The sequence below is a fragment of the Streptomyces rectiverticillatus genome, from assembly GCF_013394065.1.
Lineage (GTDB): Bacteria > Actinomycetota > Actinomycetes > Streptomycetales > Streptomycetaceae > Streptomyces > Streptomyces rectiverticillatus.
Genome location: NZ_CP040752.1, coordinates 5,256,852 through 5,283,404, shown reverse-complemented (window position 1 = coordinate 5,283,404; position 26,553 = coordinate 5,256,852). Strand labels below are relative to the sequence as shown.

General features: G+C 71.4%; 24 protein-coding genes and 5 tRNA genes. 11 read left to right on the top strand and 18 right to left on the bottom strand.

Annotation, left to right across the window (positions count from 1 at the left end; genetic code table 11):
* Positions 1-8 precede the first annotated feature (8 nt).
* The gene (locus FGW37_RS23240; protein WP_179082814.1) at positions 9-233 is read left to right on the top strand and encodes a hypothetical protein; all 225 of its coding nucleotides are present in this window, start codon (positions 9-11) and stop codon (positions 231-233) included.
* Between the two features lie 73 nt (positions 234-306).
* Here the strand turns inward: FGW37_RS23240 and FGW37_RS23235 are convergent, their stop codons facing one another.
* The 4 genes from FGW37_RS23235 to leuC form a co-directional block, all read right to left on the bottom strand.
* Positions 307-1,014: an HU family DNA-binding protein gene (locus FGW37_RS23235; protein ID WP_179082813.1), complete on the bottom strand. Its 708-nt coding sequence runs from the start codon at positions 1,012-1,014 to the stop codon at positions 307-309.
* 125 nt (positions 1,015-1,139) lie between these two features.
* Positions 1,140-1,385 (bottom strand): SCO5555 family protein, encoded by a 246-nt coding sequence (locus FGW37_RS23230; RefSeq protein ID WP_058046443.1) that lies wholly within the window; start codon positions 1,383-1,385, stop codon positions 1,140-1,142.
* A gap of 169 nt (positions 1,386-1,554) precedes the next feature.
* Positions 1,555-2,148, bottom strand: a complete 594-nt coding sequence (leuD, locus tag FGW37_RS23225; protein ID WP_179082812.1) for a 3-isopropylmalate dehydratase small subunit — start codon at positions 2,146-2,148, stop codon at positions 1,555-1,557.
* Between the two features lie 6 nt (positions 2,149-2,154).
* Positions 2,155-3,597, bottom strand: a complete 1,443-nt coding sequence (leuC, locus tag FGW37_RS23220) for a 3-isopropylmalate dehydratase large subunit (protein ID WP_179082811.1) — start codon at positions 3,595-3,597, stop codon at positions 2,155-2,157.
* A gap of 127 nt (positions 3,598-3,724) precedes the next feature.
* Between leuC and ndgR the strand changes: the two genes are divergently transcribed.
* A complete protein-coding gene (gene ndgR, locus FGW37_RS23215) occupies positions 3,725-4,453 on the top strand; it encodes an IclR family transcriptional regulator NdgR (RefSeq protein WP_179082810.1) in 729 nt (242 codons plus the stop codon).
* An 83-nt stretch (positions 4,454-4,536) separates the two neighbouring features.
* On the opposite strand, the gene FGW37_RS23210 is transcribed toward ndgR, so the two are convergent.
* Positions 4,537-5,022: a DUF4188 domain-containing protein gene (locus tag FGW37_RS23210; protein WP_179082809.1), complete on the bottom strand. Its 486-nt coding sequence runs from the start codon at positions 5,020-5,022 to the stop codon at positions 4,537-4,539.
* A 95-nt stretch (positions 5,023-5,117) separates the two neighbouring features.
* On the opposite strand from FGW37_RS23210, the gene FGW37_RS23205 reads away from it, so the two are divergent.
* Positions 5,118-5,777 carry a MerR family transcriptional regulator gene (locus tag FGW37_RS23205; protein WP_179082808.1) on the top strand — a complete coding sequence of 220 codons (660 nt, stop codon included), beginning with the start codon at positions 5,118-5,120 and terminating at the stop codon, positions 5,775-5,777.
* 211 nt (positions 5,778-5,988) lie between these two features.
* Here FGW37_RS23205 and FGW37_RS33000 read toward each other — a convergent pair whose 3' ends face one another.
* The 10 genes from FGW37_RS33000 to FGW37_RS23155 form a co-directional block, all read right to left on the bottom strand.
* Positions 5,989-6,966 carry a sensor histidine kinase gene (locus FGW37_RS33000; RefSeq protein ID WP_218650596.1) on the bottom strand — a complete coding sequence of 326 codons (978 nt, stop codon included), beginning with the start codon at positions 6,964-6,966 and terminating at the stop codon, positions 5,989-5,991.
* Positions 6,956-7,465, bottom strand: coding sequence for an STAS domain-containing protein (locus FGW37_RS23195; protein WP_179082807.1), 510 nt, complete (start codon positions 7,463-7,465; stop codon positions 6,956-6,958). Before FGW37_RS23195 ends, FGW37_RS33000 begins: the two co-directional genes overlap by 11 nt.
* An 83-nt stretch (positions 7,466-7,548) precedes the next feature.
* Positions 7,549-7,624: transfer RNA gene (locus tag FGW37_RS23190), tRNA-Glu, on the bottom strand.
* Positions 7,625-7,665: 41 nt separating this feature from the next.
* Positions 7,666-7,737, bottom strand: a tRNA-Gln gene (locus FGW37_RS23185).
* Between the two features lie 18 nt (positions 7,738-7,755).
* Positions 7,756-7,828: transfer RNA gene (locus FGW37_RS23180), tRNA-Glu, on the bottom strand.
* Between the two features lie 39 nt (positions 7,829-7,867).
* A tRNA-Glu gene (locus FGW37_RS23175) sits at positions 7,868-7,940 on the bottom strand.
* An 83-nt stretch (positions 7,941-8,023) separates the two neighbouring features.
* Positions 8,024-8,095, bottom strand: a tRNA-Gln gene (locus tag FGW37_RS23170).
* 269 nt (positions 8,096-8,364) lie between these two features.
* Positions 8,365-9,837: a glutamate--tRNA ligase gene (gltX, locus tag FGW37_RS23165; RefSeq protein WP_179082806.1), complete on the bottom strand. Its 1,473-nt coding sequence runs from the start codon at positions 9,835-9,837 to the stop codon at positions 8,365-8,367.
* Positions 9,830-10,612, bottom strand: a complete 783-nt coding sequence (locus FGW37_RS23160) for a fumarylacetoacetate hydrolase family protein (RefSeq protein ID WP_179082805.1) — start codon at positions 10,610-10,612, stop codon at positions 9,830-9,832. The genes gltX and FGW37_RS23160 overlap by 8 nt, the downstream gene beginning before the upstream one ends.
* A 129-nt stretch (positions 10,613-10,741) precedes the next feature.
* Entirely contained in the window at positions 10,742-10,963 is a 222-nt protein-coding gene (locus FGW37_RS23155) for a hypothetical protein (protein WP_425506581.1), read from the bottom strand.
* 493 nt (positions 10,964-11,456) lie between these two features.
* Between FGW37_RS23155 and FGW37_RS23150 the strand changes: the two genes are divergently transcribed.
* The 8 genes from FGW37_RS23150 to FGW37_RS23115 all read left to right on the top strand — a co-directional run bounded on the left by FGW37_RS23150 (position 11,457) and on the right by FGW37_RS23115 (position 21,940).
* Positions 11,457-15,206 (top strand): nitrate- and nitrite sensing domain-containing protein, encoded by a 3,750-nt coding sequence (locus FGW37_RS23150; protein ID WP_179082804.1) that lies wholly within the window; start codon positions 11,457-11,459, stop codon positions 15,204-15,206.
* Positions 15,207-15,629 (top strand): roadblock/LC7 domain-containing protein, encoded by a 423-nt coding sequence (locus tag FGW37_RS23145; RefSeq protein WP_179082803.1) that lies wholly within the window; start codon positions 15,207-15,209, stop codon positions 15,627-15,629.
* 104 nt (positions 15,630-15,733) lie between these two features.
* Complete coding sequence (locus tag FGW37_RS23140) at positions 15,734-16,141, top strand: DUF742 domain-containing protein (RefSeq protein ID WP_058046432.1); 408 nt, start codon at positions 15,734-15,736, stop codon at positions 16,139-16,141.
* A complete protein-coding gene (locus FGW37_RS23135; protein ID WP_058046431.1) occupies positions 16,122-16,718 on the top strand; it encodes a GTP-binding protein in 597 nt (198 codons plus the stop codon). Before FGW37_RS23140 ends, FGW37_RS23135 begins: the two co-directional genes overlap by 20 nt.
* Before the next feature lie 442 nt (positions 16,719-17,160).
* Positions 17,161-20,346 carry a sensor histidine kinase gene (locus FGW37_RS23130; protein WP_179082802.1) on the top strand — a complete coding sequence of 1,062 codons (3,186 nt, stop codon included), beginning with the start codon at positions 17,161-17,163 and terminating at the stop codon, positions 20,344-20,346.
* A 1-nt stretch (position 20,347) separates the two neighbouring features.
* A complete protein-coding gene (locus FGW37_RS23125) occupies positions 20,348-20,770 on the top strand; it encodes a roadblock/LC7 domain-containing protein (protein WP_049717348.1) in 423 nt (140 codons plus the stop codon).
* Positions 20,771-20,853: 83 nt separating this feature from the next.
* The gene (locus tag FGW37_RS23120) at positions 20,854-21,378 is read left to right on the top strand and encodes a DUF742 domain-containing protein (protein ID WP_179082801.1); all 525 of its coding nucleotides are present in this window, start codon (positions 20,854-20,856) and stop codon (positions 21,376-21,378) included.
* Complete coding sequence (locus tag FGW37_RS23115; protein WP_171087808.1) at positions 21,359-21,940, top strand: GTP-binding protein; 582 nt, start codon at positions 21,359-21,361, stop codon at positions 21,938-21,940. Before FGW37_RS23120 ends, FGW37_RS23115 begins: the two co-directional genes overlap by 20 nt.
* Before the next feature lie 166 nt (positions 21,941-22,106).
* Here FGW37_RS23115 and FGW37_RS23110 read toward each other — a convergent pair whose 3' ends face one another.
* The 3 genes from FGW37_RS23110 to FGW37_RS23100 all read right to left on the bottom strand — a co-directional run bounded on the left by FGW37_RS23110 (position 22,107) and on the right by FGW37_RS23100 (position 26,521).
* Entirely contained in the window at positions 22,107-22,304 is a 198-nt protein-coding gene (locus FGW37_RS23110) for an acyl-CoA carboxylase subunit epsilon (RefSeq protein ID WP_179082800.1), read from the bottom strand.
* Between the two features lie 11 nt (positions 22,305-22,315).
* Complete coding sequence (locus FGW37_RS23105; protein WP_168094037.1) at positions 22,316-23,899, bottom strand: acyl-CoA carboxylase subunit beta; 1,584 nt, start codon at positions 23,897-23,899, stop codon at positions 22,316-22,318.
* 219 nt (positions 23,900-24,118) lie between these two features.
* Positions 24,119-26,521, bottom strand: coding sequence for a polysaccharide lyase 8 family protein (locus tag FGW37_RS23100; RefSeq protein ID WP_246430515.1), 2,403 nt, complete (start codon positions 26,519-26,521; stop codon positions 24,119-24,121).
* Between the last annotated feature and the right edge of the window lie 32 nt (positions 26,522-26,553).

Sequence of the window (26,553 nt, the reverse complement as noted above, 5' to 3'; positions counted from 1 at the left end):
CTGCTGACATGCAGGCCACCGCTTACACCTTCGACCCTCAGACGCGCTCCGGGAGCGTGCTCCTGGACGACGGCACCCCGCTGCCCTTCGACGCAGCGGCCTTCGACGCGGGAGGCCTGCGCCTGCTGCGGCCGGGCCAGCGCGTGCGCATCGAGTGCGCGGAGGGCGCCGCAGGCGCGGAGGGGGCCCCGGAGGGCCGCCGCGTGACACTGGTGACGCTGCAGACGCTCTGACCGGCGCGCAGACGCACCGCGGGCCGGGCTCCCCGAGGGGAGCCCGGCCCGGCGCGTGACGCCGTTCGCTGCCTTACTTCTTGGCGGCGGTCTTCTTGGCGGTGGTCTTGCGCGCGGTGGTGGTCTTGCGCGTCGTGGCCTTGGTCGCCGTGGCCTTCTTGGCGGGGGCGGTCTTCTTCGCGGCGGCCTTCTTGGCGGTGGCCGCGGTGGCCTTCTTCGCCGGGGCGGCCTTCTTGGCGACGGTCTTCTTGGCGGTGGCGGCCGTGGTGGCCTTCTTCGCCGTCGCCTTCTTCGCCGTCGTCTTCTTGGCGGCGGCCGTGGTCTTCTTCGCCGTCGTGGTCTTCTTCGCGGCGGCCTTCTTGGCGGTGGCGGCCGTGGTGGCCTTCTTCGCCGTCGCCTTCTTGGCGGTGGCCTTCTTGGCCGCGGCCTTGGCGGTGACCTTGCCGCCCGAAAGGCTGCCCTTGGGCGCCTTCTTGACGGCGACCTCGCCACCCTTCGGCAGCTTCTTCGAGCCGCTCACCAGGTCCTTGAAGCCCTGACCCGCGCGGAAGCGCGGCACCGAGGTCTTCTTGACCCGCACGCGCTCACCCGTCTGCGGGTTGCGGGCGTAACGGGCCGGGCGGTCGACCTTCTCGAACGAACCGAAGCCGGTGACCGAGACCCGGTCACCCGCGACGACTGCACGGACGATCGCGTCGAGCACCGCGTCGACGGCGTCTGCGGCCTGCTGACGGCCGCCGAGCTTGTCGGCAATCGCTTCAACGAGCTGCGCCTTGTTCACGTCTTCCCCTTCGGAGACATTGCTGGAACGAATGCGCTCCAGCCTTTTCGCACGTTAGGCAGATATATACCGCAAATCAAACACGAAACGGTCTAATCACCCTTGTGCCGCAACGAACTCGACCATCACGGAGTTCCGTCACGGTCGGGCTCTTCGGGGAAACGGCCCTCGTCGAGGTCGTTCATCAGCCGGTCCAGACGCATTGCGGCGCCTGAGAGATCGTGCTTCGCCGCGGCCGTGATGGCCAGCAGCTTCCGGGACAGCGCCATCCGTACGCCCTCCGGGACTTGCAGTGCGCGCACCCGGGAGTGCGCTTCCTTGAGTCGGTCCGCGACGAGCCGGTATAGCTCGAGTTGGCTGTCGCGTTCCATGCACCGATTGTGCCATCTGAGGCGAGTTGTCGCTTCACAGGGCCTCAACAGAGCGATGCGCCCCCTGTCCGAAGACAGGGGGCGCATCATGCCAAACCCTTGGTGAGCAGCGAAAATCCGGGGTCCCCCGAGCGTCGCTCCGGGCGCCCGAAGGGGCGCGAAATCCGTGTCAGATCTGGGCCGTGGAGGGCTTGAAAGAAGGCCTTCCGGCCTCGAAGGCGGCGACGTCGGGCTCGTGCCGCAGGGTCAGGCCGATGTCGTCGAGCCCCTCCAGGAGGCGCCACCGGGCGTTCTCGTCAAGGTCGAAATCAGCCGTGATCGAGCCGGCCCGGACCTGGCGCGCCACGAGGTCGACGGTCACCTCCGCGGCCGGGTCGGCCTCGGTCAGCTCCCAGAGGGCGTCGACGGTCTCCTGCGGCAGGACGACGGTCAGCAGTCCGTTCTTGAGCGAGTTACCACGGAAGATGTCGGCGAAACGCGAGGAGACGACCGCTTTGAAGCCGTAGTTCTGCAGAGCCCAGACCGCGTGCTCACGGGAGGAGCCGGTGCCGAAGTCCGGACCGGCCACCAGGACGCTGGCCCCCCGGCGCTCGGGACGGTTCAGCACGAACTCGGGGTCCTTGCGCCACGCCTCGAAGAGCCCGTCCTCGAAGCCGTCGCGGGTGACCTTCTTGAGCCAGTGCGCGGGGATGATCTGGTCCGTGTCGACATTGCTGCGGCGCAGCGGTACGGCGCGGCCGGTGTGCGTGGTGAAGGCTTCCATGGCTGTTCAGGCCCCCAGGGGAGTGCGGACGTCGGACGCGCCGGCCGGGCCGGGCAGGTCGGCCGGGGAGGCCAGATGGCCCACCACGGCGGTGGCGGCGGCCACCTGGGGCGAGACCAGGTGGGTGCGGCCGCCCTTGCCCTGCCTGCCCTCGAAGTTGCGGTTGGAGGTCGATGCGGACCTCTCGCCCGGCGCCAGTTGGTCGGGGTTCATGCCGAGGCACATCGAACAGCCCGCGTGGCGCCACTCGGCGCCGGCCGCGGTGAAGACCTTGTCCAGCCCCTCGTCGACGGCCTGCAGGGCCACCCGGACGGAGCCGGGGACGACCAGCATACGGATGCCGTCGGCGATCCGGCGGCCCTCCAGGACGGCCGCGGCGGAGCGCAGGTCCTCGATCCGGCCGTTGGTGCACGAGCCCACGAACACGGTGTCGACCCGGATGTCGCGCAGTGGCTGACCTGCCGTCAACCCCATGTATTCCAGGGCCTTTTCGGCGGCGAAGCGGTCGGAGGGGTCGGAGTAGGAGGCCGGGTCGGGAACGTGCGCCGACAGGGGCGCCCCCTGCCCCGGATTGGTGCCCCAGGTGACGAACGGGGAGAGCTCGGAGGCGTCGATGACGACCTCGTGGTCGAAGACGGCGTCGTCGTCGGTGCGCAGGGTGCGCCAGTACGCGACGGCCTCGTCCCAGTCGGCCCCGCGGGGGGCGTGGGGCCGGCCTTCGAGATAGGCGAACGTGGTCTCGTCGGGCGCGATCATGCCGGCCCGGGCACCCGCCTCGATGGACATGTTGCACACGGTCATGCGGGCCTCCATCGAGAGCTGCTCGATGGCCGTGCCGCGGTACTCGATGACGTAGCCCTGGCCGCCGCCGGTGCCGATGCGGGCGATGACGGCGAGGATCAGGTCCTTGGCGGTGACGCCCTCGGGCAGCTCGCCGTCGACGGTCACCGCCATGGTGCGGAACGGGGCCAGCGGGAGCGTCTGGGTGGCGAGGACGTGCTCGACCTGGCTGGTGCCGATGCCGAACGCCAGCGCGCCGAACGCACCGTGGGTGGAGGTGTGGCTGTCGCCGCAGACCACGGTGGTGCCGGGCTGGGTCAGCCCCAGCTGCGGTCCCACCACGTGGACGACGCCCTGCTCCACGTCGCCCAGCGGGTGCAGCCGGACGCCGAATTCGGCGCAGTTCTTGCGCAGCGTCTCCAGCTGGGTGCGCGAGACCGGGTCGGCGATGGGCTTGTCGATGTCGAGGGTCGGGGTGTTGTGATCCTCGGTGGCGATGGTGAGGTCCAGGCGCCGCACGGGGCGGCCGGCCTTGCGGAGACCGTCGAAGGCCTGCGGGCTGGTGACCTCGTGCAGCAGGTGCAGGTCGATGTAGAGGAGGTCGGGCTCGCCCTCGGCGCGCCTGACGACATGGTCGTCCCAGACCTTCTCCGCGAGTGTGCGTCCCATCGCTGTCCCTCCGGCCGGCGTCGTCGCCGGTCACATTCGTGTGCCTGTGGGTGCTCTCCGTCCAGGTTGGCGCTTCTCCGGGAAAATTGAACTTGCGTTTCACAGTGTGAGACGCAAGTATCGTTGCATGGACAACACTGGTGGCGCCTCGAGCGGCGTGGGAGTACTCGACAAGGCGGCTCTGGTACTGAGCGCGCTGGAGTCCGGGCCGGCGACCCTGGCCGGGCTCGTCACGGCCACGGGCCTGGCGCGCCCGACGGCGCACCGGCTCGCGGTGGCCCTGGAGCACCACCGGATGGTGGCGCGGGACATGCAGGGCCGGTTCATCCTCGGACCGCGGCTGAGCGAGCTGGCGGCCGCGGCGGGCGAGGACAGACTCCTGGCCACGGCGGGCCCCGTGCTCACCCACCTGCGGGACGTCACGGGCGAGAGCGCGCAGCTCTACCGCCGCCAGGGCGACATGCGCATCTGCGTGGCCGCGGCGGAGCGCCTGTCCGGCCTGCGGGACACGGTGCCGGTGGGCTCCACGCTGCCCATGAAGGCCGGCTCGGCGGCTCAGGTGCTGATGGCCTGGGAGGAGCCGGAGCGGCTGCACCGCGGCCTGCAGGGGGCCCGCTTCACGGCGACGGCGCTCTCGGGCGTGCGGCGCCGGGGCTGGGCGCAGTCGATCGGCGAGCGGGAGCCGGGCGTCGCCTCGGTCTCCGCCCCCGTGCGCGGGCCCTCCAACCGCGTGGTCGCCGCCGTCTCGGTCTCCGGACCGATCGAGCGCCTCACGCGCCACCCGGGCCGCATGCACGCCCAGGCGGTGCTGGACGCCGCGGTGCGCCTGACGGAAGCGCTGCGCCGCAACGGCTGAGCAAGGATGGAAACGACGAAGCGGCGCACGGGGCCCCCGCCCCGTGCGCCGCTTCGCGCCGTTTGTGCCGTACGCGCCGTTCCCTAGGCGCTCGCGAACCGCTGCGCCGCGCGCTCCCCGCGGCGCGCCACCGGCTCCGTGCCGTAGGCCGCACCGAGCCCGTGCGCCGGCATGCCGGAGTAGATCGACTCGTACGAACCGGCGGGCACCACGTACGTCTCGTGCCAGATGCCAACGCTCCCCTCGCTGCCCCGCGCGCGGCGGTTGAACGCCGCCCACGCGGGGCGGTGCTGCTTGCTCTGATCGGCGGCGTAGGCGAGCAGTTTCTCTCGCGATTCCCAGTACTGGACGATGGTCCGGTCCCCGAAGCTGCTCGCGAGCGACCGGAAGCCCAGCAGCCCGCTGTCCGGGTCGCGCGAGAGCTCCTTGAGCATGCGCGGCATCGCATTGAGGACGGGCAGCCAGTGGTGCACTGCTCGCCACTTGTTGATCCGCATGCCGATCAGGAAGACGACCACGTCCCCCTCGGCCGCGGCGGTGACCCGTCCAGGAATCGGTCGTGCACCCATGAGAGCTCCCCCCCAGTCACTATGAACAGCACATTGGATAGTGCTGCTATCCATGCTTGGATAGTGCCACTCTCCGATGAAGGGCGCAAGCGGACATGCGACTGGCGGAACTGAGCGAACGCAGCGGTGTGTCCACCGCGACGATCAAGTACTACTTGCGCGAGGGGCTGCTCCAGCCCGGCCGCAGGATCTCCGCCACCCAGGCCGAGTACGGCGACGAGCACGTACGCCGACTGCGCCTGGTGCGGGCGCTGATCCAGCTGGGCAAGGTGCCCGTGGCCACCGCGCGCGAGGTCATCGCCGCCGCCGAGGACGACTCACTGGAGCACCACCGCAGACTCGGCGCGGCCACGTCTGCGCTGGCGCACCGCCGGGAGGCGGCCGTGGACGACGACCCTGCGGCCGAGGCCGCGGGCCGCACCGTGGACGCGCTGCTGGAGCACCTCGGCTGGCGGTACGACCAGGAGGTCGCGGACCTCTCCCCCGCCTACCGCACGCTGGTCGCGGCGGTCGCCGCGCTGAGGCGCCTCGGGTACCCGTGCGGCGTGGCCCACCTGCTGCCGTACGGGCGGCTCGCGGCCCGGCTGGCGGTCACGGACCTGGACCTCATCGAGGAGGAGCCGACGCCGGCCGCCCAGGTCGAGGCGGCTGTCGCGCTGACCGTCCTCTACGAGCCTGTGCTGCTGAGCCTGCGCCGCCTGGCGCACGCCGAGGAGTCCGCCCGGCGCTTCACCGGCGGCGAGAGCCCCGCCTGAGGCGCGGGGCCCCGGCCGGCCTCCGCCGCCGCACGGGGCGCCGTCGCACGGGGCGCGACCGCATGGGGCGGGGCCGCATGGGGCAGGGCCGCATGGGGCAGGGCCGCACGGGGCGGGGCCGGGCATGAGGCGGCGCCCCATGCCCTCACTCCCCTCCCCTCACGCCCCGACGCCATCCCTCAGCCCTCAGCCCCCTGCCCCCCCCGGCCCCTCACAGCCGTTCCGCGTCCCCCGGGCCCGCCATGCGCAGGGTGAGGACGGTCTCCGGCCCCCGTGTGCTCACGTCCACGAAGTCGGCGAGGCTGCGGGCGAGCCACAGGCCGTCCTCCGCCCCCTGCGCGTCGCAGGACGGTGCGGGCGGGCGGTACCCCGCGAACGGCGGCACGGCGGCAGCGTCCGGCCCCGTGCGCCGCAGCTCGTACACCACGGCGCCCGGCTCCTCCCAGGCCCGCAGCGTGAGGCGGGCGCCCTCGGGGGCCAGGAGGTACGTGGCGGCCTCGTGCACGGCCAGTTCGGCGAGGGCGAGCCGGTCGCCGGTCAGGCCCGCGCCGGCGGCTCGTTCGCGGCCGAGGCGGCGCAGCTCCGGGACGTCGGCCGTGGGCCCCGTGCCACGCGCTGCGGGGGGCCCGCACGGGGCGGGGCCCTGCACCGCGGCGGCGTACGCCGCGGGGTCGGCGTAGGCGTCGCAGGGTGTCTGCCGCTCGCCGTCCAGGCGCACGGGGTGGGTGGCCACGGCGGCCTCGGCCACGTCCCCGGGGACGACGCGGGTGTCGTACGGGCAGATCATCCACACCGGCAGGTCCGCGAGGAGCACGTTGAGCCCGGACTCCATGCGCTTCCACTCGGCGGTCTGGCGGGCGGACCGGCCGCCCCACACCGGCTCGGCGATGATCCGCGTACGCCGCCCGGGGCGGGCGCGGCGCCCGTGGTAGCGCAGGAACGCGGACACCCGCTCGACGGGGCGGCGCCCGAAGTAGGCGGTCTCGGCCGTGTCGAGGTGGTGGGCGCCCTCCCCCAGGGCCTCCCGGAGCAGCTCGATGTTGGCGGGCGTCGTGGCGGCGAGGACGGGCTCCCCGGCGGCGAATCCGTCCTCCGCGAAGGGCACCGCCATCGCCAGGAACTCCGCGTCGGAGCCGTACAGGCAGGCGTAGTGGGCGAACCCTGCCAGGCCGGCGCGGTCAGCAGCCATGCGCGGCCCCCAGCCGCAGGCCGGGTGTGCTGTCCCACCCGATGAGGGTGATGACCTGCAGCAGGTGGGGAGGCACCCCGGCCAGCTCCACGGTGCAGTGGCGGGCGGCGCGGGCCCTGGCGAAGGTCATGAGCAGCCGCAGCCCCGCGAGGTCCAGGAACTCCACCCGGGACATCTCCAGGCACAGGTCGCCGCGGACGGAGGCCACCGACTGCAGGGCGTCCCTGAGGTGGCGGTGCGAGTCGGCGTCGACCACCCCTACGATCCGCAGGCCCGGCGGGCTGACGGTGGGGACGACGGTCAGTTCGGCCGTGCGGACGAGAGGATCCACTTCGACGCTCCTGGAATGGGCCGCTGCGAGGGCGTCCAGTGCGGCGGGCTCGCGGCGACGGATGTCGTGCTGACGCAACTCCGGCGCCCCGCCGGTGCCCGAACTCCGCGGCGGGCAGGGCTTCGTGGCGCGGCGGAGCCGGCAGCGGCCGCCGCGGGGATGGGCCATGAGGGGATTATCGGGCCGGGCCGGGGCGCATGGAAGGCCGCATGAAAAAATGCCCCCCGCCTATGCGGGAGGCATTCTCTCTGTGGTACCCCCGACCGGATTCGAACCGGCGCTACCGCCTTGAGAGGGCGGCGTGCTAGGCCGCTACACAACGGGGGCTTGCTTTTGTTTTGCTCGGCAGACTCGAAAAGCAATCTGCGCTGGGCTACCAGGACTCGAACCTAGACTAAATGAACCAGAATCACTCGTGCTGCCAATTACACCATAGCCCATGGTGGTTTTATAACCAGTACCCCCGACCGGATTCGAACCGGCGCTACCGCCTTGAGAGGGCGGCGTGCTAGGCCGCTACACAACGGGGGCCCCAGCGATCTCCCCCAGGTCCCCCTGAGCGGAAATCTGTACCCCCGACCGGATTCGAACCGGCGCTACCGCCTTGAGAGGGCGGCGTGCTAGGCCGCTACACAACGGGGGCTTGCACTTCGCTTTTTGCGCTTTCGCGCGCTTCCTACTTTATCAGTAGTTTTGCGAGAGAATTTCAGCGAAGAATTTCTCTTGCTGGGGTACCAGGACTCGAACCTAGACTAAGTGAACCAGAATCACTCGTGCTGCCAATTACACCATACCCCACCGTAACTCCACCCCCGTCAGGGGGGCTTGTCCGGCTTGCGCCCTCCGCTCCGGCCTCTCGGCCCTCTCGGGCGGCGCAGGAAGAACATTACCCGAAGGAGGACGGGGCGCCAAAATCGATAGACGCCCCTGTGCGGACGCGACGGGGCCCGGCAGCCTCGGAAGAGGCTGCCGGGCCCCGTGAGCGCCGTGCGTCAGGCGGTGAGCTCCGGCCGTGGGTCAGGCGGTGAGCTTAGGCCGTGCGTCAGGCGGTGAGCTTAGGCCGTGCGTCAGGCGGTGAGCTTCGCCAGCGCCGCGTCGACGCGGGCGAGCGTGCGCTCGCGCCCGAGGACCTCCAGGGACTCGAACAGCGGCAGGCCGACCGTACGGCCGGTGACCGCGACCCGGACCGGGGCCTGGGCCTTGCCGAGCTTCAGCCCGTGCTCCTCGCCCGCCGCGACGACGGCGGCCTTGATGGCGTCGGCGTTCCACTCGGCGTCCGCGAGCTTGGCGCGGGCCGTGCGCAGCAGGGCGTCCGAGCCCTCCTTCATCGCCTTGGCCCAGGACGCCTCGTCCTCGGCCGGCTCGTCGAGGAAGAGGAAGTCGACGTTGGCGGTGATGTCGGAGAGGACCGTGAGGCGGGTCTGGGCGTGCGGGGCGATGGCCTCCCACGCGGCCCGGTCGAAGGCCTCGGGCGCCCACGGGGCGTGCGGGGCCTGCAGCCAGGGCTCGCAGGCCTCGGCGAACGCCTTCACGTCCAGCCGGCGGATGTGGTCGGCGTTGATCGCCTCGGCCTTCTTGAGGTCGAAGCGGGCCGGGTTGGCGTTGACGTCCTTGATGTCGAACGCCGCGACCATCTCCTCCATCGAGAAGATGTCCTGGTCGGCGGAGAGCGACCAGCCGAGCAGCGACAGGTAGTTCAGCAGGCCCGCCGGGAGGAAGCCGCGCTCCCGGTAGAGGTTCAGGGAGGCCTGCGGGTCGCGCTTGGAGAGCTTCTTGTTGCCCTCGCCCATCACGTACGGCAGGTGGCCGAACTCGGGGACGCGCTTGGCGACGCCCAGCTCGATCAGCGCCTTGTACAGGGCGATCTGGCGCGGGGTGGAGGAGAGCAGGTCCTCGCCGCGCAGGACGTGGGTGATCTCCATCAGCGCGTCGTCGACGGGGTTGACGAGCGTGTACAGGGGCGCGCCGTTGGCCCGGACGATGCCGTAGTCCGGCACGTTCTCCGGGGTGAAGGTCAGCTCGCCGCGGACGATGTCCGTGAAGGTGATGGCCTCGTCCGGCATCCGGAAGCGGACGATGGAGGCGCGGCCCTCGGCCTCGTACGCCGCCTGCTGCTCGGGCGAGACGACGCGGCACTGGCCGTCGTAACCGGAAGGGCGGCCGGCGGCGCGGGCGGCCTCGCGGCGCTCGTCGAGCTCCTCGGCGGTGCAGTAGCAGCGGTAGGCGTAGCCGCCGTCCAGGAGCTTCTGCGCGACGTCCTTGTAGATGTCCATGCGCTGCGACTGGCGGTACGGCGCGTGGGGGCCGCCGATCTCGGGGCCCTCGTCCCAGTCGAAGCCCAGCCAGCGCATCGAGTCGAGCAGCTGCTGGTACGACTCCTCCGAGTCGCGCGCCGCGTCGGTGTCCTCGATGCGGAAGACCAGGGTGCCGCCGTGGTGGCGGGCGAACGCCCAGTTGAACAGGGCGGTGCGGACCAGGCCCACGTGGGGGTTGCCGGTCGGCGAGGGACAGAAACGTACGCGGGGGGTCGCGTTAGCCACGCTTGATCACCTTGTTGGTGAGAGTGCCGATGCCTTCGATGGTGACGGCGACCTCGTCGCCGACGTTCAGGGGTCCGACCCCGGCCGGGGTGCCGGTGAGGACGACGTCGCCGGGGAGCAGCGTCATCGCCTCGGTGATGTGGACGATCAGGTCCTCGACGGAGCGCACCATGTCGGCCGTGCGGCCCAGCTGGCGCTGTTCGCCGTTGACGGTGCACATGATCCCGAGGTCCGACGGGTCGAGCTCGGTCTCGATCCAGGGGCCGAGCGGGCAGGAGGTGTCGAAGCCCTTCGCGCGGGCCCACTGCTTCTCGCGCTGCTGGGCGTCACGCGCGGTGACGTCGTTGGCGCAGGTGTAGCCGAGGATGACGTCCTTCACGCGCTCGCGGGGGACCTCGCGGCACATGCGGCCGATGACCACGGCCAGCTCGGCCTCGTGGTGCAGCTCGCTGGAGAAGGAGGGGTACTCGATGGCGCCGCCCGGGCCGATCACCGAGGTGGAGGGCTTGAGGAAGGCCACGGGGAGGTCGCCGACCTCGTTGCCCAGCTCCGCGGCGTGCTCGGCGTAGTTGCGGCCGATGGCCACGACCTTGCTGGGCAGCACGGGCGGGAGCAGGCGGACCTTGTCCAGCGGGACCTTGGTCCCGGAGCGCTCGAAGTCGCCGTAGGGGATGCCCTTGATGATGTCGAGGACGGGGCCGCCTTCTGTGGCGGCATCCCCCTCCACGACGCCGTAGCCGACGTTGCCGTCGATGGAGAACCTGGCGATGCGCACGGGAAGCTTTTGCCCCTTATCTGATCCGGCCGGAGTCTGACACCCCAGGCTATCGCGGGGGCCGCCGGCCGCCCGTGCGCGACGGATCCGCGGGGCCGGACCGGGCGGCCGGCCCCGTGGGAGCGGCGCTCAGTCCTGGGGGATGACGACGACGGGTGCCGTCATCAGCACCGTGCGGCGCGGGTTCGCGGTGACCTGCGGCAGTTCGGTGGCGTGGGCGACGGCCTCGGCGATCCGCAGGGAGGCGCTGTCCTCGAGGTGGACGAGCGTCGTGCGGCGCGGGTTGGCGGTCTTCCGGTTCGCCTTCGGGGTCGCCTTCCGGGACGTCAGCTTCGTCGTGCTGGTCTTCACTTGCTGCCTCGCGGTGTCGTGGTGCGCTGGGTGCGCGGGGGGTGTTCTCGCGTCCTGCGTAAAGGAACAGGCTAGGCGCGCCTATCCCCACGCGTCCGCGGGAGAAGTCCTGACTCACTTGTGAGTTTGCTCACGAGAGCGCCGAAAAATGCCGCATAGCGGGCGGCCTTCCGGCTTTCACGAAACGGACATTGCAGGGCTGAACCTGACGTTCCGCTCCTGATCATGGAATCTGGGACACCGGACGAGCCTCCTTGCCGACCGGCCAACTTGCCCACCTATGCCCTTTATAAAGGCCCTGGTCCTCTACGCCCCGTGACGATTTCCGGCACTGAGCGTGATGCCGGTACGGGTGGGGTGCACCGGCCTTGTTGGAGATCTGGCACTGTGCTGGAATTCCACGGACCGCCAGGGGGCAACCGCGGTCCCCCCACGACTCGACACCGTCCCGCCTTCGACCGGCGGGGCGCCTGGTCCAGAGGTTGCGACGCTAGTGCAGGGACGTTTCAAGAGGGATGGCAGCGCTGCGGCGGAGCCGGAGCCGCGCGGTGCGAACGACCGCGGCACGCCCGCCGAAGGGCCGGCGGGCGACGGTTCCGCAGACCGCCAGCAGGCCACGTCAAAGGCGAAGGCCAAGGCGAACAAGGCCAAGCTGCCCGGTGGGCCCGGCTCACGAATAGCCCTGCGCAACTGGCGCATCAGTACCCGCCTCGTGTCCCTGCTGGCCCTGCCCGTCGTCGCCGCGACGACCCTGGGTGGCCTGCGCATCAACGACGCGCTCAACAACGTCGAGCAGCTCGACCACATGAAGCTCCTCACGGAGATGACCGGTCGCGCGACCCTGCTCGCCAACGCGCTCCAGGAGGAGCGCGACAAGTCCGCCGGTCCGCTGTCCTACGGGTACCGCGACGACGACGCGGTCACCGCGTCGCGGGAGAAGACCAACCAGGCGATCAGCGCCTTCACCGGGGCCACCCAGGGCGTGAAGCCCACCGACCCGACGATGAACGGCGTGCAGACCACCCTGGTCGACATCAGCCGGCAGCTGAAGAAGATCCAGGACGTCCGGGACAACGCGTACAAGAACGAGCCCGAGTACATCGCCCGGACCGTCAACAACTACGACGGCCTGATCAACTCGCTGCTCTCGCTGTCGCAGGACATGGCCCAGGCGACCAGCAACCCCGAAATGATCACCAGCACGCGCGCGCTGGCGACGTTCTCCGCCGCCAAGGAGTACGCGTCGATCCAGCGCGCCGTGATCAGCGCCGCCCTCGCCAACAAGAAGGGCCCGTACCTCTCGGGCAACGACCAGCAGTACGGCCACGAGGCGTACGAGGCCGAGAACGAGGCCATCCGCCGCTTCATCGCCATCCGCGGCGGCGACTCCCAGCAGCTGCTGCAGGCGATCAACGGCGGCAACGCGGACATCACGACCGCCAAGACCTACACCGACCGCGTCCTCAGCAAGCCCGACGGCCTCAAGAGCGAGCCGAAGTCCTACAAGGACTGGTACGACCTGGCGTCGGTCAAGCTCGGCGAGATGTCCAAGATCGAGCAGACCCTGCTCTCCCAGATGGAGCAGAAGGCCCTCGAGCTGCGTGAGGACGCCCAGCAGGACGCGATCCTCAACGGTGTTCTGATCATCCTCGTTCTGGGCATCTCGCTCGTCGGCGCCTTCGTCGTGGCCCGCTCCATGGTGCGCTCGCTGCGCCGTCTGCAGGACACCGCGCAGAGGGTCGCCCAGGACCGCCTCCCCGAGCTCGTCAAGCAGCTGTCCGAGACCGACCCGCAGGACGTCGACACGTCCGTGGAGTCCGTCGGCGTGCACAGCCGCGACGAGATCGGCAAGGTGGCCGCGGCCTTCGACGACGTGCACCGCGAGGCCGTCCGCCTCGCCGCCGAGCAGGCCCTTCTGCGGGGCAACGTCAACGCGATGTTCACCAACCTCTCGCGCCGGAGCCAGGGCCTCATCCAGCGTCAGCTCTCGCTCATCTCCGAGCTCGAGAGCCGCGAGGCCGACCCGGACCAGCTGTCCTCGCTGTTCAAGCTCGACCACCTCGCGACCCGCATGCGCCGTAACGGCGAAAACCTCCTCGTCCTCGCGGGCGAGGAGCCGGGCCGCCGGTGGACCCGCCCCGTCCCGCTCGTCGATGTGCTCCGTGCCGCCGCATCCGAGGTGGAGCAGTACGAGCGCATCGAGCTGAGCGGTGTGCCGCCGACCGAGGTCGCCGGCCGCGTCGTCAATGACCTCGTGCACCTCCTCGCCGAGCTGCTCGAGAACGCGACCTCGTTCTCCTCGCCGCAGACCAAGGTCAAGGTCACCGGTCACGCGCTGCCCGACGGGCGGGTGCTGGTCGAGATCCACGACACCGGCATCGGCCTCTCCCAGGAGGACCTGGCGGCCATCAACGAGCGGCTCGCCAGCCCGCCGACCGTGGACGTCTCGGTCTCGCGCCGCATGGGTCTGTTCGTGGTCGGCCGCCTGTCCCTGCGACACGGCATCCGCATCCAGCTCCGTCCGTCCGACTCGGGCGGTACGACCGCGCTCGTCATGCTGCCGGTGGACGTGGCCCAGGGCGGCAAGAAGCCGATGCCCGGCGCCGTGCCCCCGGCCGGCGGCACCGGTGCGCCCGGCGGCCCGGGCGGCAACCCCGGCGTCGCGGGCTCCGCGCCGCGCCGTCAGGTGCCGGCCGGCGGCGGCCAGCAGCGCCCCGCGCTGCCCCCGCGCCAGGGTGCGGCCGACAGCGGTCTGCCGACGCGTCCCGCCCCGGCGCCCGGCGGCGGTGCCAACCCCGCCGCGGGCAGCCTCTTCGACACCGCGCCGCGCGGCGGTGCGGACCGTGCGCCCGCCCAGGGCCCCGGCGGCCGCCCCGCGCTGCCGACCCGTGGCAACGGCGGCCCCGCCGCCGTACCGCCCCCGCCCCAGGCGGGCAAGGGCGGCGGCCGCGGCGGGCAGCAGCAGCCCGGCAAGCCCGGCCAGCCCGGTCAGTCCGGCCGTGGCAACGGTGCCGGTGAGCTTCCGGCCCGCCAGGCCCCGAGCTGGGGCAGCGAGCAGCCCGCTGCCGCGCCCCGTGCTCCGAAGGCGCCGGCCGCCCCCGTGGACGACTGGCCGGTGTCCGACGGCGGCTCCACGCGCTCCGCGCAGGACAGCCCCCGCGGTCACGAGGACGTCGAGAGCACCGGTCAGTTCAGCACCGGTCAGCTCCCCGCGTCGCGCCCCGCGCTGCCGAGCGCCGGGCCGGGCGACACCGCCCAGTTCCCGGCGATCGGGTCGGCTCCGGAGCCCCGGGGCACCGCGGGCGGGTTCGACCGGCCGCAGCACGGTGACGCGCCGAACAGCACGTCGGGCCAGTACGCCCGCCCCGTGCAGGGCGACACGCCGAACAGCACCTCCGGCCAGTACGACCGCCCCGCCCACGGCGAGGCACCCGGCAGCACGTCGGGCCAGTTCGCCCGCCCCGTGCAGGACGAGGCCCCGAACAGCACGTCGGGCCAGTACGCCCGCCCCGTGCAGAGCGACACGCCCAACAGCACCTCCGGCCAGTACGACCGCCCGGAGCTCGACGAGGACCCGCTGACCAGCACCACCGGTCAGTTCGCCCAGCCGGTTCTCCGTGAGTCCGGGCACAGCTCGCCGCTGTTCGAGGAGCTGGAGTCCAACTGGTTCCGCGGTGCCGCCGACGAGGGTCAGGCCGGCGCACCGGAGCAGACCCCGGACGCGTCCTCCGGCCAGAGCCTGCCGAAGCGTCAGCCGCGCCAGTCCCTCCAGGATCCGGAGCGCGGCCCGCTCGGCGCGGCCCCGCGGGCCCCGCAGGCAGGCCGGCCGACCCGGCCGACCCGGCCGTCGCAGGCCCGCCCGGTCCCGCAGACCCGTCAGGCGCCTCAGACCCAGCAGCCCCAGCAGGCCCAGCCGGCCCAGCCGGCCCCGGCCGACAACTGGCGCCAGTCCCCCAACGACGAGACGTGGCGCCGGGCCGAACAGGTCCGCGAGCCCTCCGCGGGCGGCAAGACCGCTTCCGGGCTGCCGCGCCGCGTCCCCAAGGCGAACCTCGTCGAGGGCGCCGCGCAGGCGACGCAGCCGATCCAGCAGGTCGGCCCGCAGGTCTCGCGTGCACCCGACGACGTGCGCGGCCGTCTGACCAACCTCCGCCGGGGCATCCAGCAGGGGCGTCAGGCCGGCAACACCTCGACCACGGGCAACCACACCGTTGACCCCACCAATTACCAGCAGGAGCGTTAGTTGAGTCCGATGAGCCAGGCGGCGCAGAACCTGAACTGGTTGATCACCAGTTTCGTGGAGAACACCCCAGGGGTGTCCCACACCGTCGTGGTCTCCGCCGACGGACTCCTTCTGGCGATGTCCGAAGGGTTCCCGAGGGACCGCGCCGACCAGCTGGCGGCCGTCGCCTCCGGCCTGACCTCGCTGACCGCCGGGGCCTCCCGCATCTTCGAAGGCGGCGCCGTCAACCAGACCGTGGTGGAGATGGAACGAGGCTTCCTCTTCATCATGTCCGTCTCCGACGGCTCCTCGCTGGCCGTGCTGGCGCACCCCGAGTGCGACATCGGCCTCGTCGGCTACGAGATGGCCCTCCTCGTCGACCGCGCGGGCAACGTCCTCACCCCGGATCTCCGCGCCGAGCTCCAGGGCAGTCTGCTGAACTGACCGATGTTTTCCGCTGATCCCGTCCGACCGTACGGCCGAAAACCCCCCACCGGCCCGCGCTCGACGGCATTATTGCCAGTCCTGCTGTCCCGTCCGGAGGATTCATGACCCCGCCCGCCTCGCCCGGCCCGTACGGTGCCTCTCATCACGCGCCGTACGGGAGTGAAGGCGAAGAGCCGCTGATCCGCCCCTACGCCATGACGGGCGGCCGCACCCGGCCGCGCTACCAGCTCGCCATCGAGGCGCTGGTCAGCTCCACCGCCGACCCGGCCGTGCTCGGGAGCCTGCTCCCCGAGCACCAGCGGATCTGCCACCTGTGCCGCGAGGTCAAGTCGGTCGCCGAGGTCTCGGCGCTGCTGAACATGCCGCTCGGTGTGGCGCGCATTCTGGTCGCGGACCTGGCGGAGGCCGGCATGGTGGCGATCCACCAGCCGGGCGGCAGCGGCGAGTCCGGCGGGACGCCGGATGTGACACTGCTCGAAAGGGTGCTCAGTGGACTTCGGAAGCTCTAGCGGAGGCGTCGCCGGCGGCGGCACGGGCCGCTCCACCACCTCCGCGAAGATCGTGGTGGCGGGCGGCTTCGGCGTGGGCAAGACCACGTTCGTCGGCGCGGTCTCGGAAATCAGTCCGCTGCGGACCGAAGCCGTCATGACCTCCGCCTCGGCGGGCATCGACGACCTGAGCCACGTTCAGGACAAGACCACGACCACCGTGGCGATGGATTTCGGCCGTATCACCCTGGATGACGATCTCATCCTGTATCTCTTCGGTACGCCGGGCCAGGACCGCTTCTGGTTCATGTGGGACGACCTGGTCCGCGGCGCCATCGGCGCCGTCGTCCTCGTGGACACCCGCCGCCTCGCCGACTGCTTCCCCGCCGTCGACTACTTCGAGAACAGCGGCCTGCCCTTCGTCATCGCCCTCAACGGCTTCGACGGGCACCAGCCCTACGCCCCCGAAGAGGTCCGCGAGGCGCTGCAGATCGGGCCGGACACGCCGATCATCACGACCGACGCCCGCCACCGCGGCGAGGCGAAGAGCGCGCTGATCACCCTGGTCGAGCACGCTCTGATGGCCCGGCTGAAGTAACTCTTCGTCAGGTACTTCGTCAGGCCCTTCGTCAGATCTTCGTCAGCTTTTCGTCGGTTCTCCACCGGTTCTCCGCCGGCCCTTTGTCAGCTCTTCGCCGACAACTTCCGCATCGCCCAGATCGTCGCGTGAAACGTTACGGAGGGGCTGTGGCATTGGACACGACCCGACGCAGAGTTCATAACGTTTCGACAGAGAATCGACCGGACGCGGCAACCCACCGCGTTCGGTCGACTTCACTGTGCGCACATTTCGCCCGCCATTTGCCGCCGCTCGCTCTTAATGCCCGTTTTATGTCGGGCAAATCGAGTGGCCTGGCGGGAGCCCCCGCTGTTTGGAATGCGCACCCCCGACGTGCTGGAATTCCAGGAACTGAGCAGTAACGGCTCAGCCGAAAAACGGCACACAACCCGGGTGCCGACGCCGAGAGGTTGTTGGTCGAGTGACGCGCAGAAAGACGGGCGCCGCACAGCAGACGCAGGACGAGCGGGGCAACTTCACCCCGCCGTCGCGCGGAGCGGTGCCGCCTTCGCCTTCCCCTGCTTCGAGCGTGCCCGAAACCCCGGCTCCCTCCGGGGGCACGGGCGGCCGGTTCTCCCCCCGCAACTGGCGGGTGCCCGTCAAGCTGAACGCGATCATCATGATCCCCGTGATCGTGTCCGTCGTGGTCGGCGGCCTGCATGTGAAGGAGCAGGTCGACGTCTGGGAGCAGGCCAAGGACGCCGCGAACACCGCGCGAGTGGTGCGCGCCGCGGCCACCTACGCCCACGCGGTGATCGACGAGCGCGACCTGACGGCGCAGCCGCTCCTGCAGAACAACCCCGACGACCCGGTCGTCAAGAAGACCCGGGACGCCACGGACGCCGCCCGCGCGGAGTTCGACAAGACCGTCAAGGACATGCCGGACACCGCGGGCCTGCGCCGGCGCATGAAGCTCTTCCGCGAGGCGGAGGGCACGCTGCCCAAGCTGCGCAAGGAGGCCTACACGCCCGCGAAGACCGGGGTGCAGACCGAGGACGGCTACGGCGCCATCCAGCGTCCGCTCATGGCCTTCGCCAACGAGCTGGGCTCGGGCCTCGGCAACGAGAACGTCGTCTCCTACGGCCGCATGGTCTACGCCGTCTCCCTGGCGAAGGCCGCGGAGTCGCTGGAGCGCTCCATCGGCACGCACCTGCTCGTCAAGCCGGCCAAGGACCCCAAGGAGCAGCAGCTCCAGCGGACGTCCTTCTCCTCCTACTACTTCCTCGAGTACATCGCCCGCGCCGAGTACGACGCGAGCGGCACCGAGGACGACATCAGCCGGCTCAACGACGCCATCGCCACCAAGGCGAAGTCGTCGGAGCAGGAGAAGATCGCCAACGCCATCATGGCGGGCAAGACCAAGGACCAGCTGGAGGCCGCGGGCATCACCGCGGCCGGCTGGCAGGACGCCGCCACGGCCAAGTTCGACGCCTACCGCTCGGTCGAGGTCTACCTCACCGACAAGGCGGTGGACGAGGCCGAGAAGATCTCCTCCGACGCCCAGCGCGACGCGATCCTCAACGGCTCCGTCATGGTCGTGGCCCTGCTGCTGGCGTTCTTCGTGGCCGGCATGATGGCCCGTTCCATGAGCCGCAGCATGCGCCGCCTGCGCCGCGCCGCCTTCGACGTGGCCGAGCAGCGCCTGCCCGCGCTGGTCGACCAGCTGTCGCGGACCGACCCGGGCCGGGTCGACACCCGGGTCCAGCCGATCCCGATCACCACCCGGGACGAGATCGGCGAGGTCGCCCGCGCCTTCGACCAGGTCCACCGCGAGGCCGTCCGGCTCGCCGCCGAGCAGGCCCTGCTCCGTGGCAACGTCAACGCGATCTTCACCAACCTCTCGCGCCGCAACCAGAGCCTCATCGAGGGTCAGCTGAACCTGATCACCGAGCTCGAGGAGCACGAGGCGGACCCGGACCAGCTGGAGAACCTCTTCCGCCTGGACCACCTGGCCACCCGTATGCGCCGCAACGGCGAGAACCTCCTGGTCCTCGCCGGCGAGGAGCCCGGCCGCCGCTGGGACCAGCCGGTCCCGCTGGTGGACGTGCTGCGCGCCGCCTCCTCCGAGGTGGAGGCCTACGAGCGCATCGAGCTCTCGGGCGTCCCGGACGCCGAGATCCACGGCCTCGCCGTGACCGACCTCGTGCACCTCCTCGCCGAGCTGCTGGAGAACGCCACCACGTTCTCCTCCCCGCACACCAAGGTCCGGGTCACCGCGACGCGGCTGCCCGACGGCCGCGTGATGGTCGAGATCCACGACAAGGGCATCGGCCTGACCGCCGAGGACTTCGCGGACATCAACCACAAGCTGGCCAACCCGCCGACCGTGGACGCCACGATCTCCCAGCGCATGGGCCTGTTCGTGGTCGGCCGCCTGGCGACGCGCCACGGCATCCGGGTCCAGCTGCGCCCCTCGGGCGAGCAGGCCGGCACGACCTCCCTGGTCATGCTGCCGGACCGGATCACGCACGGTGGCGGTGGCGAGGACGAGCTGTCCGGCGACGACTTCACCGTCTCCCAGATGGTCCCGGGCCAGCAGCAGGCCGGCCCCGGCGGCCAGGCCGGTGCCGGTGCCGGCGCCATGGGCCGCATGCGGACCGCGGCGGAGCTGGGCTTCGACGACTCCCGCTACGAGCAGCGGCAGGAGGGTGCTCCGGGCGCCACGCTGGACCCGGTGAACCGCTCCCGGCTCCGTGAGGAGCGGCGTGCGGCGCTGGAGGCGGCCGCCGACAGCCGCCCGCTGTTCCGCGACGAGGTGCCGCAGCACGAGCAGCAGCAGCCGGCGTACGACCAGCAGCAGTACGACCAGCAGGGCCCGCACCGGACCGAGGAGTTCCCGGCGCTGCCCGAGCAGCCGTACGAGCAGTCCTACGAGCAGCAGCAGCCGCAGCACGGCTACCCGGACTCCGGTTACGCCGAGCAGGGCTATGCCGAGCAGGGCTACGCGGAGGCCGGTTACCCGCAGCAGCAGGCGTACGCCGAGCCCGAGGTCCCGACCCGCAACGACGTGTGGCAGCAGCCCGGTGCGTACCAGGACGGCGGCCCGCAGGGTTACGGAGCGGATTCGGAATCACTGCCGCCCGCTGACACGGCGCAGCCCGAGCGCGTAGAGTTCGACCGTCCGGGCCCCTCTACGAGCGGCTCCCACTCGCTGACCGGGTCCGGTCTGCCGCGACGCGCGACGCAGTGGCAGCAGTCCGAGTCTGTCGAAGAGGCCGTGGGGGCCGGCGAACCGGAGCAGCCCCAGCAGGATCTACAGCAGCCTCACGAGGGTGAGAACCCCGACTGGCGATCGGAGAACGACGAGCGCTGGCACCGTGCCGAGCAGCTCCGGGATCCGAAGGCCGGCGGAGTGACCCCCTCCGGACTGCCCCGCCGAGTGCCCAAGGCCAATCTGATCGAGGGCAAGGCGGCGCAGACGCCGCAGGGCGGTTCCCAGATTTCCCGTGCCCCGGAGGACATACGCGGCAGGCTCAGCAACCTGCGCCGTGGTGTCCAGCAGGGGCGCACCGTGGGGACCGACAGCAGTTCGGCCACCACACATGAGCAGCATGAGCAACACGACCAGGGCTTCGGCCCCGGCGGCACCTACGATCAGGAGCGTTAGTGTGAGCCCGATGAGCCAGGCGGCGCAGAACCTGAACTGGTTGATCACCAGTTTCGTGGAGAACACCCCAGGGGTGTCCCACACCGTCGTGGTCTCCGCCGACGGACTCCTTCTGGCGATGTCCGAAGGGTTCCCGAGGGACCGCGCCGACCAGCTGGCGGCCGTCGCCTCCGGCCTGACCTCGCTGACCGCCGGGGCCTCCCGCATCTTCGAAGGCGGCGCCGTCAACCAGACCGTGGTGGAGATGGAACGAGGCTTCCTCTTCATCATGTCCATCTCCGACGGCTCCTCGCTGGCCGTGCTGGCGCACCCCGAGTGCGACATCGGCCTCGTCGGCTACGAGATGGCCCTCCTCGTCGACCGCGCGGGCAACGTCCTCACCCCGGACCTCCGCGCCGAACTGCAGGGGAGCCTTCTCAACTAGCAAAGAGGCAGTGCGTTTCGCGCCACCGCGCCATAGGGTGCGGTGGCGCGACCAGCAGCAGACAGGCACGTTGAGGAGGAGACGTGGCAACGCCCCCCGGCGGTTACCCGTACGGCAATGATCAGCAGGCTCAGCCTCCGCTGAACCGCTTCAATTTCCCCTCCGCACCAAGCCAGCGTGCGCAGGGAGAGCCGGCACGGCCCCCGCAAGTACCACAGACGCCGCAGCACCGCAGGGCGTCCTCGTCCCCTTCCGGTGGCAAGCGGAACAATCCGCTGGTCCGCCCCTACGCAATGACCGGCGGCCGGACCCGGCCGCGCTACCAGCTCGCCATCGAGGCGCTGGTGCACACCACGGCCCAGCCGGCCCAGCTCCAAGGGCAGTTGCCGGAACACCAGCGCATCTGCCACCTGTGCCGCGAGATCAAGTCGGTCGCCGAGATCTCGGCACTTCTCACCATTCCCCTCGGCGTCGCCCGAATCCTCGTCGCCGACTTGGCGGAGGCCGGGCTCGTCGCCATCCATCAGCCCGGCGGCGACGAGTCCGCCGGCGGCCAGCCTGACGTGACACTGCTCGAAAGGGTGCTCAGTGGACTTCGGAACCTCTAGCGGCGAGGCAGCCCGCTCCACCACCTCCGCGAAGATCGTGGTGGCGGGCGGTTTCGGCGTGGGCAAGACCACGTTCGTCGGCGCGGTCTCGGAGATCAACCCGCTGCGGACCGAAGCCGTCATGACGTCCGCCTCGGCGGGCATCGACGACCTCACCCACGCGCCGGACAAGACCACGACGACCGTGGCCATGGACTTCGGCCGCATCACCCTGGACCAGGACCTGATCCTGTACCTGTTCGGTACCCCCGGCCAGGACCGCTTCTGGTTCATGTGGGACGACCTGGTCCGCGGCGCCATCGGCGCCGTCGTCCTCGTGGACACCCGCCGCCTCGCCGACTGCTTCCCCGCCGTCGACTACTTCGAGAACAGCGGGCTGCCCTTCGTCATCGCCCTCAACGGCTTCGACGGGCACCAGCCCTACACGCCGGACGAGGTCCGCGAGGCGCTGCAGATCGGCCCCGACGCGCCGATCATCATCACGGACGCCCGTCACCGCAACGAGGCCAAGAGCGCCCTGATCACCCTGGTCGAGCACGCCCTGATGGCGCGCCTTCGGTGAGGCGTCGGTCGCACCGACGCGAAAAGGTCCCCGCGCCGCTCCTCACGGAGTGTGCGGGGACCTTCTGCGTAGGACTGCTCCCCGGGTGACTGCTCTCAAACGCCGGACGGGCTTGATGCCGCTGAGACAGCGGAATCAAGCCCGTCCGGCGTTGACGAGGCGGGTGCTAGCCCTGCCAGCTGTGCGGCGCCCGGAAGCCCGGCGTGCGCTCCAGGCGGCGCCAGACGGCCGTGGAGCGGCGCGGGCGGGGCGGCGCCGCGTGGGTCGTGGTGGCGGCGGCGCGGGCGAGGAGGACGGCGGTGACGGCCGCGAGCTCCTCGGCGTCCGCCGTGCCCTTCTCCACGCGTACCAGCGTGTCGTTCATGCGTTTCTCCCTTACTGGGGCGGGTTGCCGTGCTTGCGGGAGGGCAGGTCGGCGTGCTTCGTGGCCAGCATGGCCAGCGAGCGGATCAGCACCTGCCGGGTCTCGACGGGGTCGATCACGTCGTCGATCAGTCCGCGCTCGGCGGCGTAGTACGGGTGCATCAGCTCGGCCTTGTACTCCTTGACCATGCGCGCCCGCATCGCCTCGGGGTCGTCCGCCTCGGCGATCTGCTTGCGGAAGATCACGTTGGCGGCGCCCTCCGCGCCCATCACCGCGATCTCGTTGGTCGGCCAGGCGTAGGTCAGGTCCGCGCCGATGGACTGCGAGTCCATGACGATGTACGCGCCGCCGTAGGCCTTGCGCAGGATGACCGAGATACGCGGCACCGTGGCGTTGCAGTAGGCGTACAGCAGCTTGGCGCCGTGGCGGATGATTCCACCGTGCTCCTGGTCGACGCCGGGCAGGAAGCCGGGGACGTCCAGAAGAGTGATGATCGGAATATTGAAGGCGTCGCACATCTGGATGAAGCGCGCGGCCTTCTCGCTGGCCTCGATGTCGAGGACGCCGGCCAGCGACTGGGGCTGGTTGGCGACGATGCCGACGACCTGGCCGTCCAGCCGGGCCAGGGAGCAGATGATGTTGGTGGCCCAGCGCTCGTGGACCTCCAGGTACTCGCCCTCGTCGACGATCTCCTCGATGACCTTGCGCATGTCGTACGGGCGGTTGCCGTCGGCGGGCACCAGGTCCAGCAGAGCCTCGCCCAGCCGGTCGGCGGGGTCCTCGCTCGCCACGCGCGGCGGGTTCTCCCGGTTGTTCTGCGGCAGCAGCGAGAGGAGGTAGCGGACCTCCTCCAGGCAGGTCTCCTCGTCGTCGTACGCGAAGTGCGCGACGCCCGAGGTCTCGGCGTGCACGTCCGCACCGCCGAGGCCGTTCTGGGTGATCTCCTCACCGGTGACGGCGCGGACGACGTCGGGGCCGGTGATGAACATCTGCGAGGTCTCGCGGACCATGAACACGAAGTCGGTCAGGGCCGGCGAGTAGGCCGCGCCGCCCGCGCAGGGGCCGAGCATCACGGAGATCTGCGGGATGACGCCGGAGGCCTTGGTGTTGCGCTGGAAGATGCCGCCGTAGCCGGCCAGGGCGGAGACGCCCTCCTGGATACGGGCACCGGCACCGTCGTTCAGCGACACCAGGGGCGCGCCGGCGGCGATGGCCATGTCCATGATCTTGTGGATCTTGGTGGCGTGGGCCTCGCCCAGCGCGCCGCCGAAGATCCGGAAGTCGTGCGCGTAGACGAACACGGTGCGGCCGTGCACCGTGCCCCAGCCGGTGATCACACCGTCGGTGTAGGGCTTCTTGCTCTCCAGTCCGAAACCCGAGGCGCGGTGCCGGCGCAGCGGCTCCACCTCCGAGAAGGACCCTTCGTCCAGCAGGAGGTCGATACGCTCCCGGGCCGTCAGCTTCCCCTTGGCCTTCTGGGCCTGGGTCGCCCGCTCGCTCGGACCACGCCGAACCTGCTCGCGAATGGCGTGCAGCTCGGCGACGCGCCCACGGACGTCACTCGCCTCTACGGGCGCACCTTCGAGATTGCTCATGCATAGACGGTACGTGGCGAGGACGCCCGGGACTCATGTCGTTTCCATACAACGTCATGTGCCTTTTGGTGGGCAGGCGGCACAGAGCCGCGCAGCCGCCGCGACTAGGGGTCCCCCCTATAGGGGGGTCAGACTGTGGGGGTTCCACAAAACTCTCGCCTCCGGCCCGTAGGCTGGCGAACTTGACGGGCCCGGGGCCCCGGACGGCGTCACGCCGGGTCATTCCAGGGTCACGGTGCAGCGGTGGGGGGCGCAGGCGGTGCCGGGGGTGACGCGCAGCCGGAGGCTGTCGCCTGTCGACAGGACGCGCACCGTGGTGTCGTGTGCCGTCACCCGGCGCACGGGGCGGTCCCAGGCGACCTCGAAGGGCGTTCCGGTCCGGACCGGTTCGGCCATATGGAGGGTAGCGGTCCGGCCGCGGTCGCGGACGAGTACGGCGGCGGGGGCCGTGACGGCGAGGGGGCCGGCGACGCCGGGGGCCCAGAAGGCGGCGGCGGTGAGGCCGAGGGCGGGCAGGTGCGCGGCCTGGCAGGCGGCGGTGTTGGCCAGGAGGGCGAGCCAGGCGTCGTCCTCGGCGCGGGCGGCCACGGCACGGGGCCCCGCGCCGGGCATGAGGAGGTAGGCGTAGGCGGCGCCGGCGGGGTCGGTGCCGTGGGGGTGCCAGAGGGTGACGTAGCGCCGGGTGACGGGGTCGGGGGCGCCGCCGGCGTTGATGTCGCGCCAGGCGCCGGTGCGGGCCTCGCGCAGGGCGTGGAGCGGGGCGCCGCCGGGGAGGACGTAGCCGCCGTGGCCTTCGAGGTGGATCCAGCGGGCGGCTTCGTAGCGGGCGCTCCAGCCGTCGGTGACGGGCTGGGGCACGCCGTCGACGAGGAGGGCGGGGGCCCCGTGCGCGCCGAGGTTGCGGTGCTCGACGGTCGTGCCGACCGGGGTGCCGTCGCGCGCGGTGATGCCCGCGCCGAGGCAGACGACGGCGTCCGCGGCGAAGATCCAGGTCTTGCGGGCCTCCAGGGTGGAGGAGAGCCCCTTGAGGTGCTGGCCGGCGACGGCGAACTCGCCGTCCGTCACTCCCCCGACCCAGCGCACGTCGGGCCGGGGCTCGCCCCATGCGCCGCCCTCGTTGCCGGCGAGCGGCTTGGCGGAGGCGGTGGTGCCGGGCATCCGGTAGGGATCGGCGGTGGGCCAGAAGGCGTCCGTGTACGGGGCTCCGTCGCCCGCGCGCCACCAGTAGAGCATTCCGGCGCCGGTGTGCCAGCCGCGCGGGTGCTCGCCGTTGCCGTTCTCGTAGTGGGCGATGCGGTCGGAGGCCATGGCGAGGCCCGCCGTCCAGCCGGGGCGGCGGTGCACGGCGCGGTCCATGGCGGGGAAGAGACGGTGCCCCACGGGGGCGGGTGCGGGAGGCACGGGGGCGGCGCAGGCGGCGGCGAGGCGGGCGAGGTCGGCGACGCCGAGCGAGGGGTCGGTGAGCAGCGGCAGAGTGGTGTCGCGGGCGGCCCAGCCCTTGATCATCGCGTGCCAGCGGGTGCGTTCGGCCGGGCTCGCGCTGCCGGCGAGGAGGGCGACGGCGGCGATGAGGGCGTGGCCGCGCTGGTGGTCGCTCTGCTGCTGCCGGCCGGGGTCGGCGCTCTGCAGGCCGCGGCTGACGGCGCGGCCGGAGACGCTGTCCATGACGAGCCCGTCGTGGACGAGGGGGGCGTACGCCTTCTCGACGCTGTCGTAGACCGTCCGCCGGGCCGGGTCGGTGATCTCCCAGGGGGAGCCGCGGAGCAGGGCGAGGAGGCGGCCGAGTCCGTCGAGCAGCACCTGGCCGTAGGTGCCGGAGTAGGCGACGCGGGTGTGCTGGACGAAGGAGCCGTCGGCGTAGAGGCCGTCGCCGCGGGTCACGTAGGGGAAGACGGGCGAGAGGGCGTCGCGGGCGAGGGCGGTCTTGGCGGCCGAGGCGCCGAGGATGCCGCGGAGGGCGACGACGCGGCACAGGTCGACGCGGTTGGCGCCGGTGCTGGTGCCGGTGTAGTCGCCGAGCATCGCGTCGGGGACGAAGTGGTCGACGGCGGCGAGGAAGGCGGTGCGCCGTGCGGCGCCGGTCTCGTCGTACAGGAGGGTGAGGCTGTCGAGGAGGAGCCTGGGGCTGCCGATCTGCCACTCCCACCAGTTGCCGTAGCGCGTGGTGGCGGGGTGGTAGACGCGGGCGTGGACGTGGTCGAGCCCGGCGAGGGTGTCGGCGGCCAGGGCCGGGTCGCCGGTCAGCCCCGTGCCGGGCTGGGCGTGGGCCTGGGCCATGGTGTGCAGGCGGGCGTAGCTGCGGGTGATGCCGGAGGGCGGGTCGAAGGGGGCGTCGGGCCAGAGCGAGCCGGGGCCGGGGGCGAGGCCGGCGCGGTAGGTGCGGGCGAGCTCTCCGGTGCGCCGCAGGGCGCAGGCGTAGGGCTCCGCGGCGGGGTCGAAGCCGGTGCCGAGCATGAGGCCGCGCCAGCGGGCGCGGAGGGCGGCGAAGGCGGCCTCGTCGTCGGCGCGGGCGGTGGCGGTGGTGGCGGTGGCGGTAAGGCCGAGGGTGCCGGCGACGGAGGCGGCGAGGAATCCTCTGCGGGTCCAGGCGGACGGGAGGGGTGCGGCGGAACCGGACAGCACGGCGGATCCTCCCCGGGGCGCGTGGTGCGGGA

Coding starts and splice junctions, on each gene's coding strand:
- FGW37_RS23240 (WP_179082814.1), top strand. CDS start 9: ATGCAGGCCACCGCTTACACCTTCGACCCTCAGACGCGCTCCGGGAGC.
- FGW37_RS23230 (WP_058046443.1), bottom strand. CDS start 1,385: ATGGAACGCGACAGCCAACTCGAGCTATACCGGCTCGTCGCGGACCGA.
- leuD (WP_179082812.1), bottom strand. CDS start 2,148: ATGGAAGCCTTCACCACGCACACCGGCCGCGCCGTACCGCTGCGCCGC.
- leuC (WP_179082811.1), bottom strand. CDS start 3,597: ATGGGACGCACACTCGCGGAGAAGGTCTGGGACGACCATGTCGTCAGG.
- ndgR (WP_179082810.1), top strand. CDS start 3,725: ATGGACAACACTGGTGGCGCCTCGAGCGGCGTGGGAGTACTCGACAAG.
- FGW37_RS23210 (WP_179082809.1), bottom strand. CDS start 5,022: ATGGGTGCACGACCGATTCCTGGACGGGTCACCGCCGCGGCCGAGGGG.
- FGW37_RS23205 (WP_179082808.1), top strand. CDS start 5,118: ATGCGACTGGCGGAACTGAGCGAACGCAGCGGTGTGTCCACCGCGACG.
- FGW37_RS33000 (WP_218650596.1), bottom strand. CDS start 6,966: ATGGCTGCTGACCGCGCCGGCCTGGCAGGGTTCGCCCACTACGCCTGC.
- FGW37_RS23195 (WP_179082807.1), bottom strand. CDS start 7,465: ATGGCCCATCCCCGCGGCGGCCGCTGCCGGCTCCGCCGCGCCACGAAG.
- FGW37_RS23140 (WP_058046432.1), top strand. CDS start 15,734: ATGACCCCGCCCGCCTCGCCCGGCCCGTACGGTGCCTCTCATCACGCG.
- FGW37_RS23110 (WP_179082800.1), bottom strand. CDS start 22,304: ATGAACGACACGCTGGTACGCGTGGAGAAGGGCACGGCGGACGCCGAG.
- FGW37_RS23105 (WP_168094037.1), bottom strand. CDS start 23,899: ATGAGCAATCTCGAAGGTGCGCCCGTAGAGGCGAGTGACGTCCGTGGG.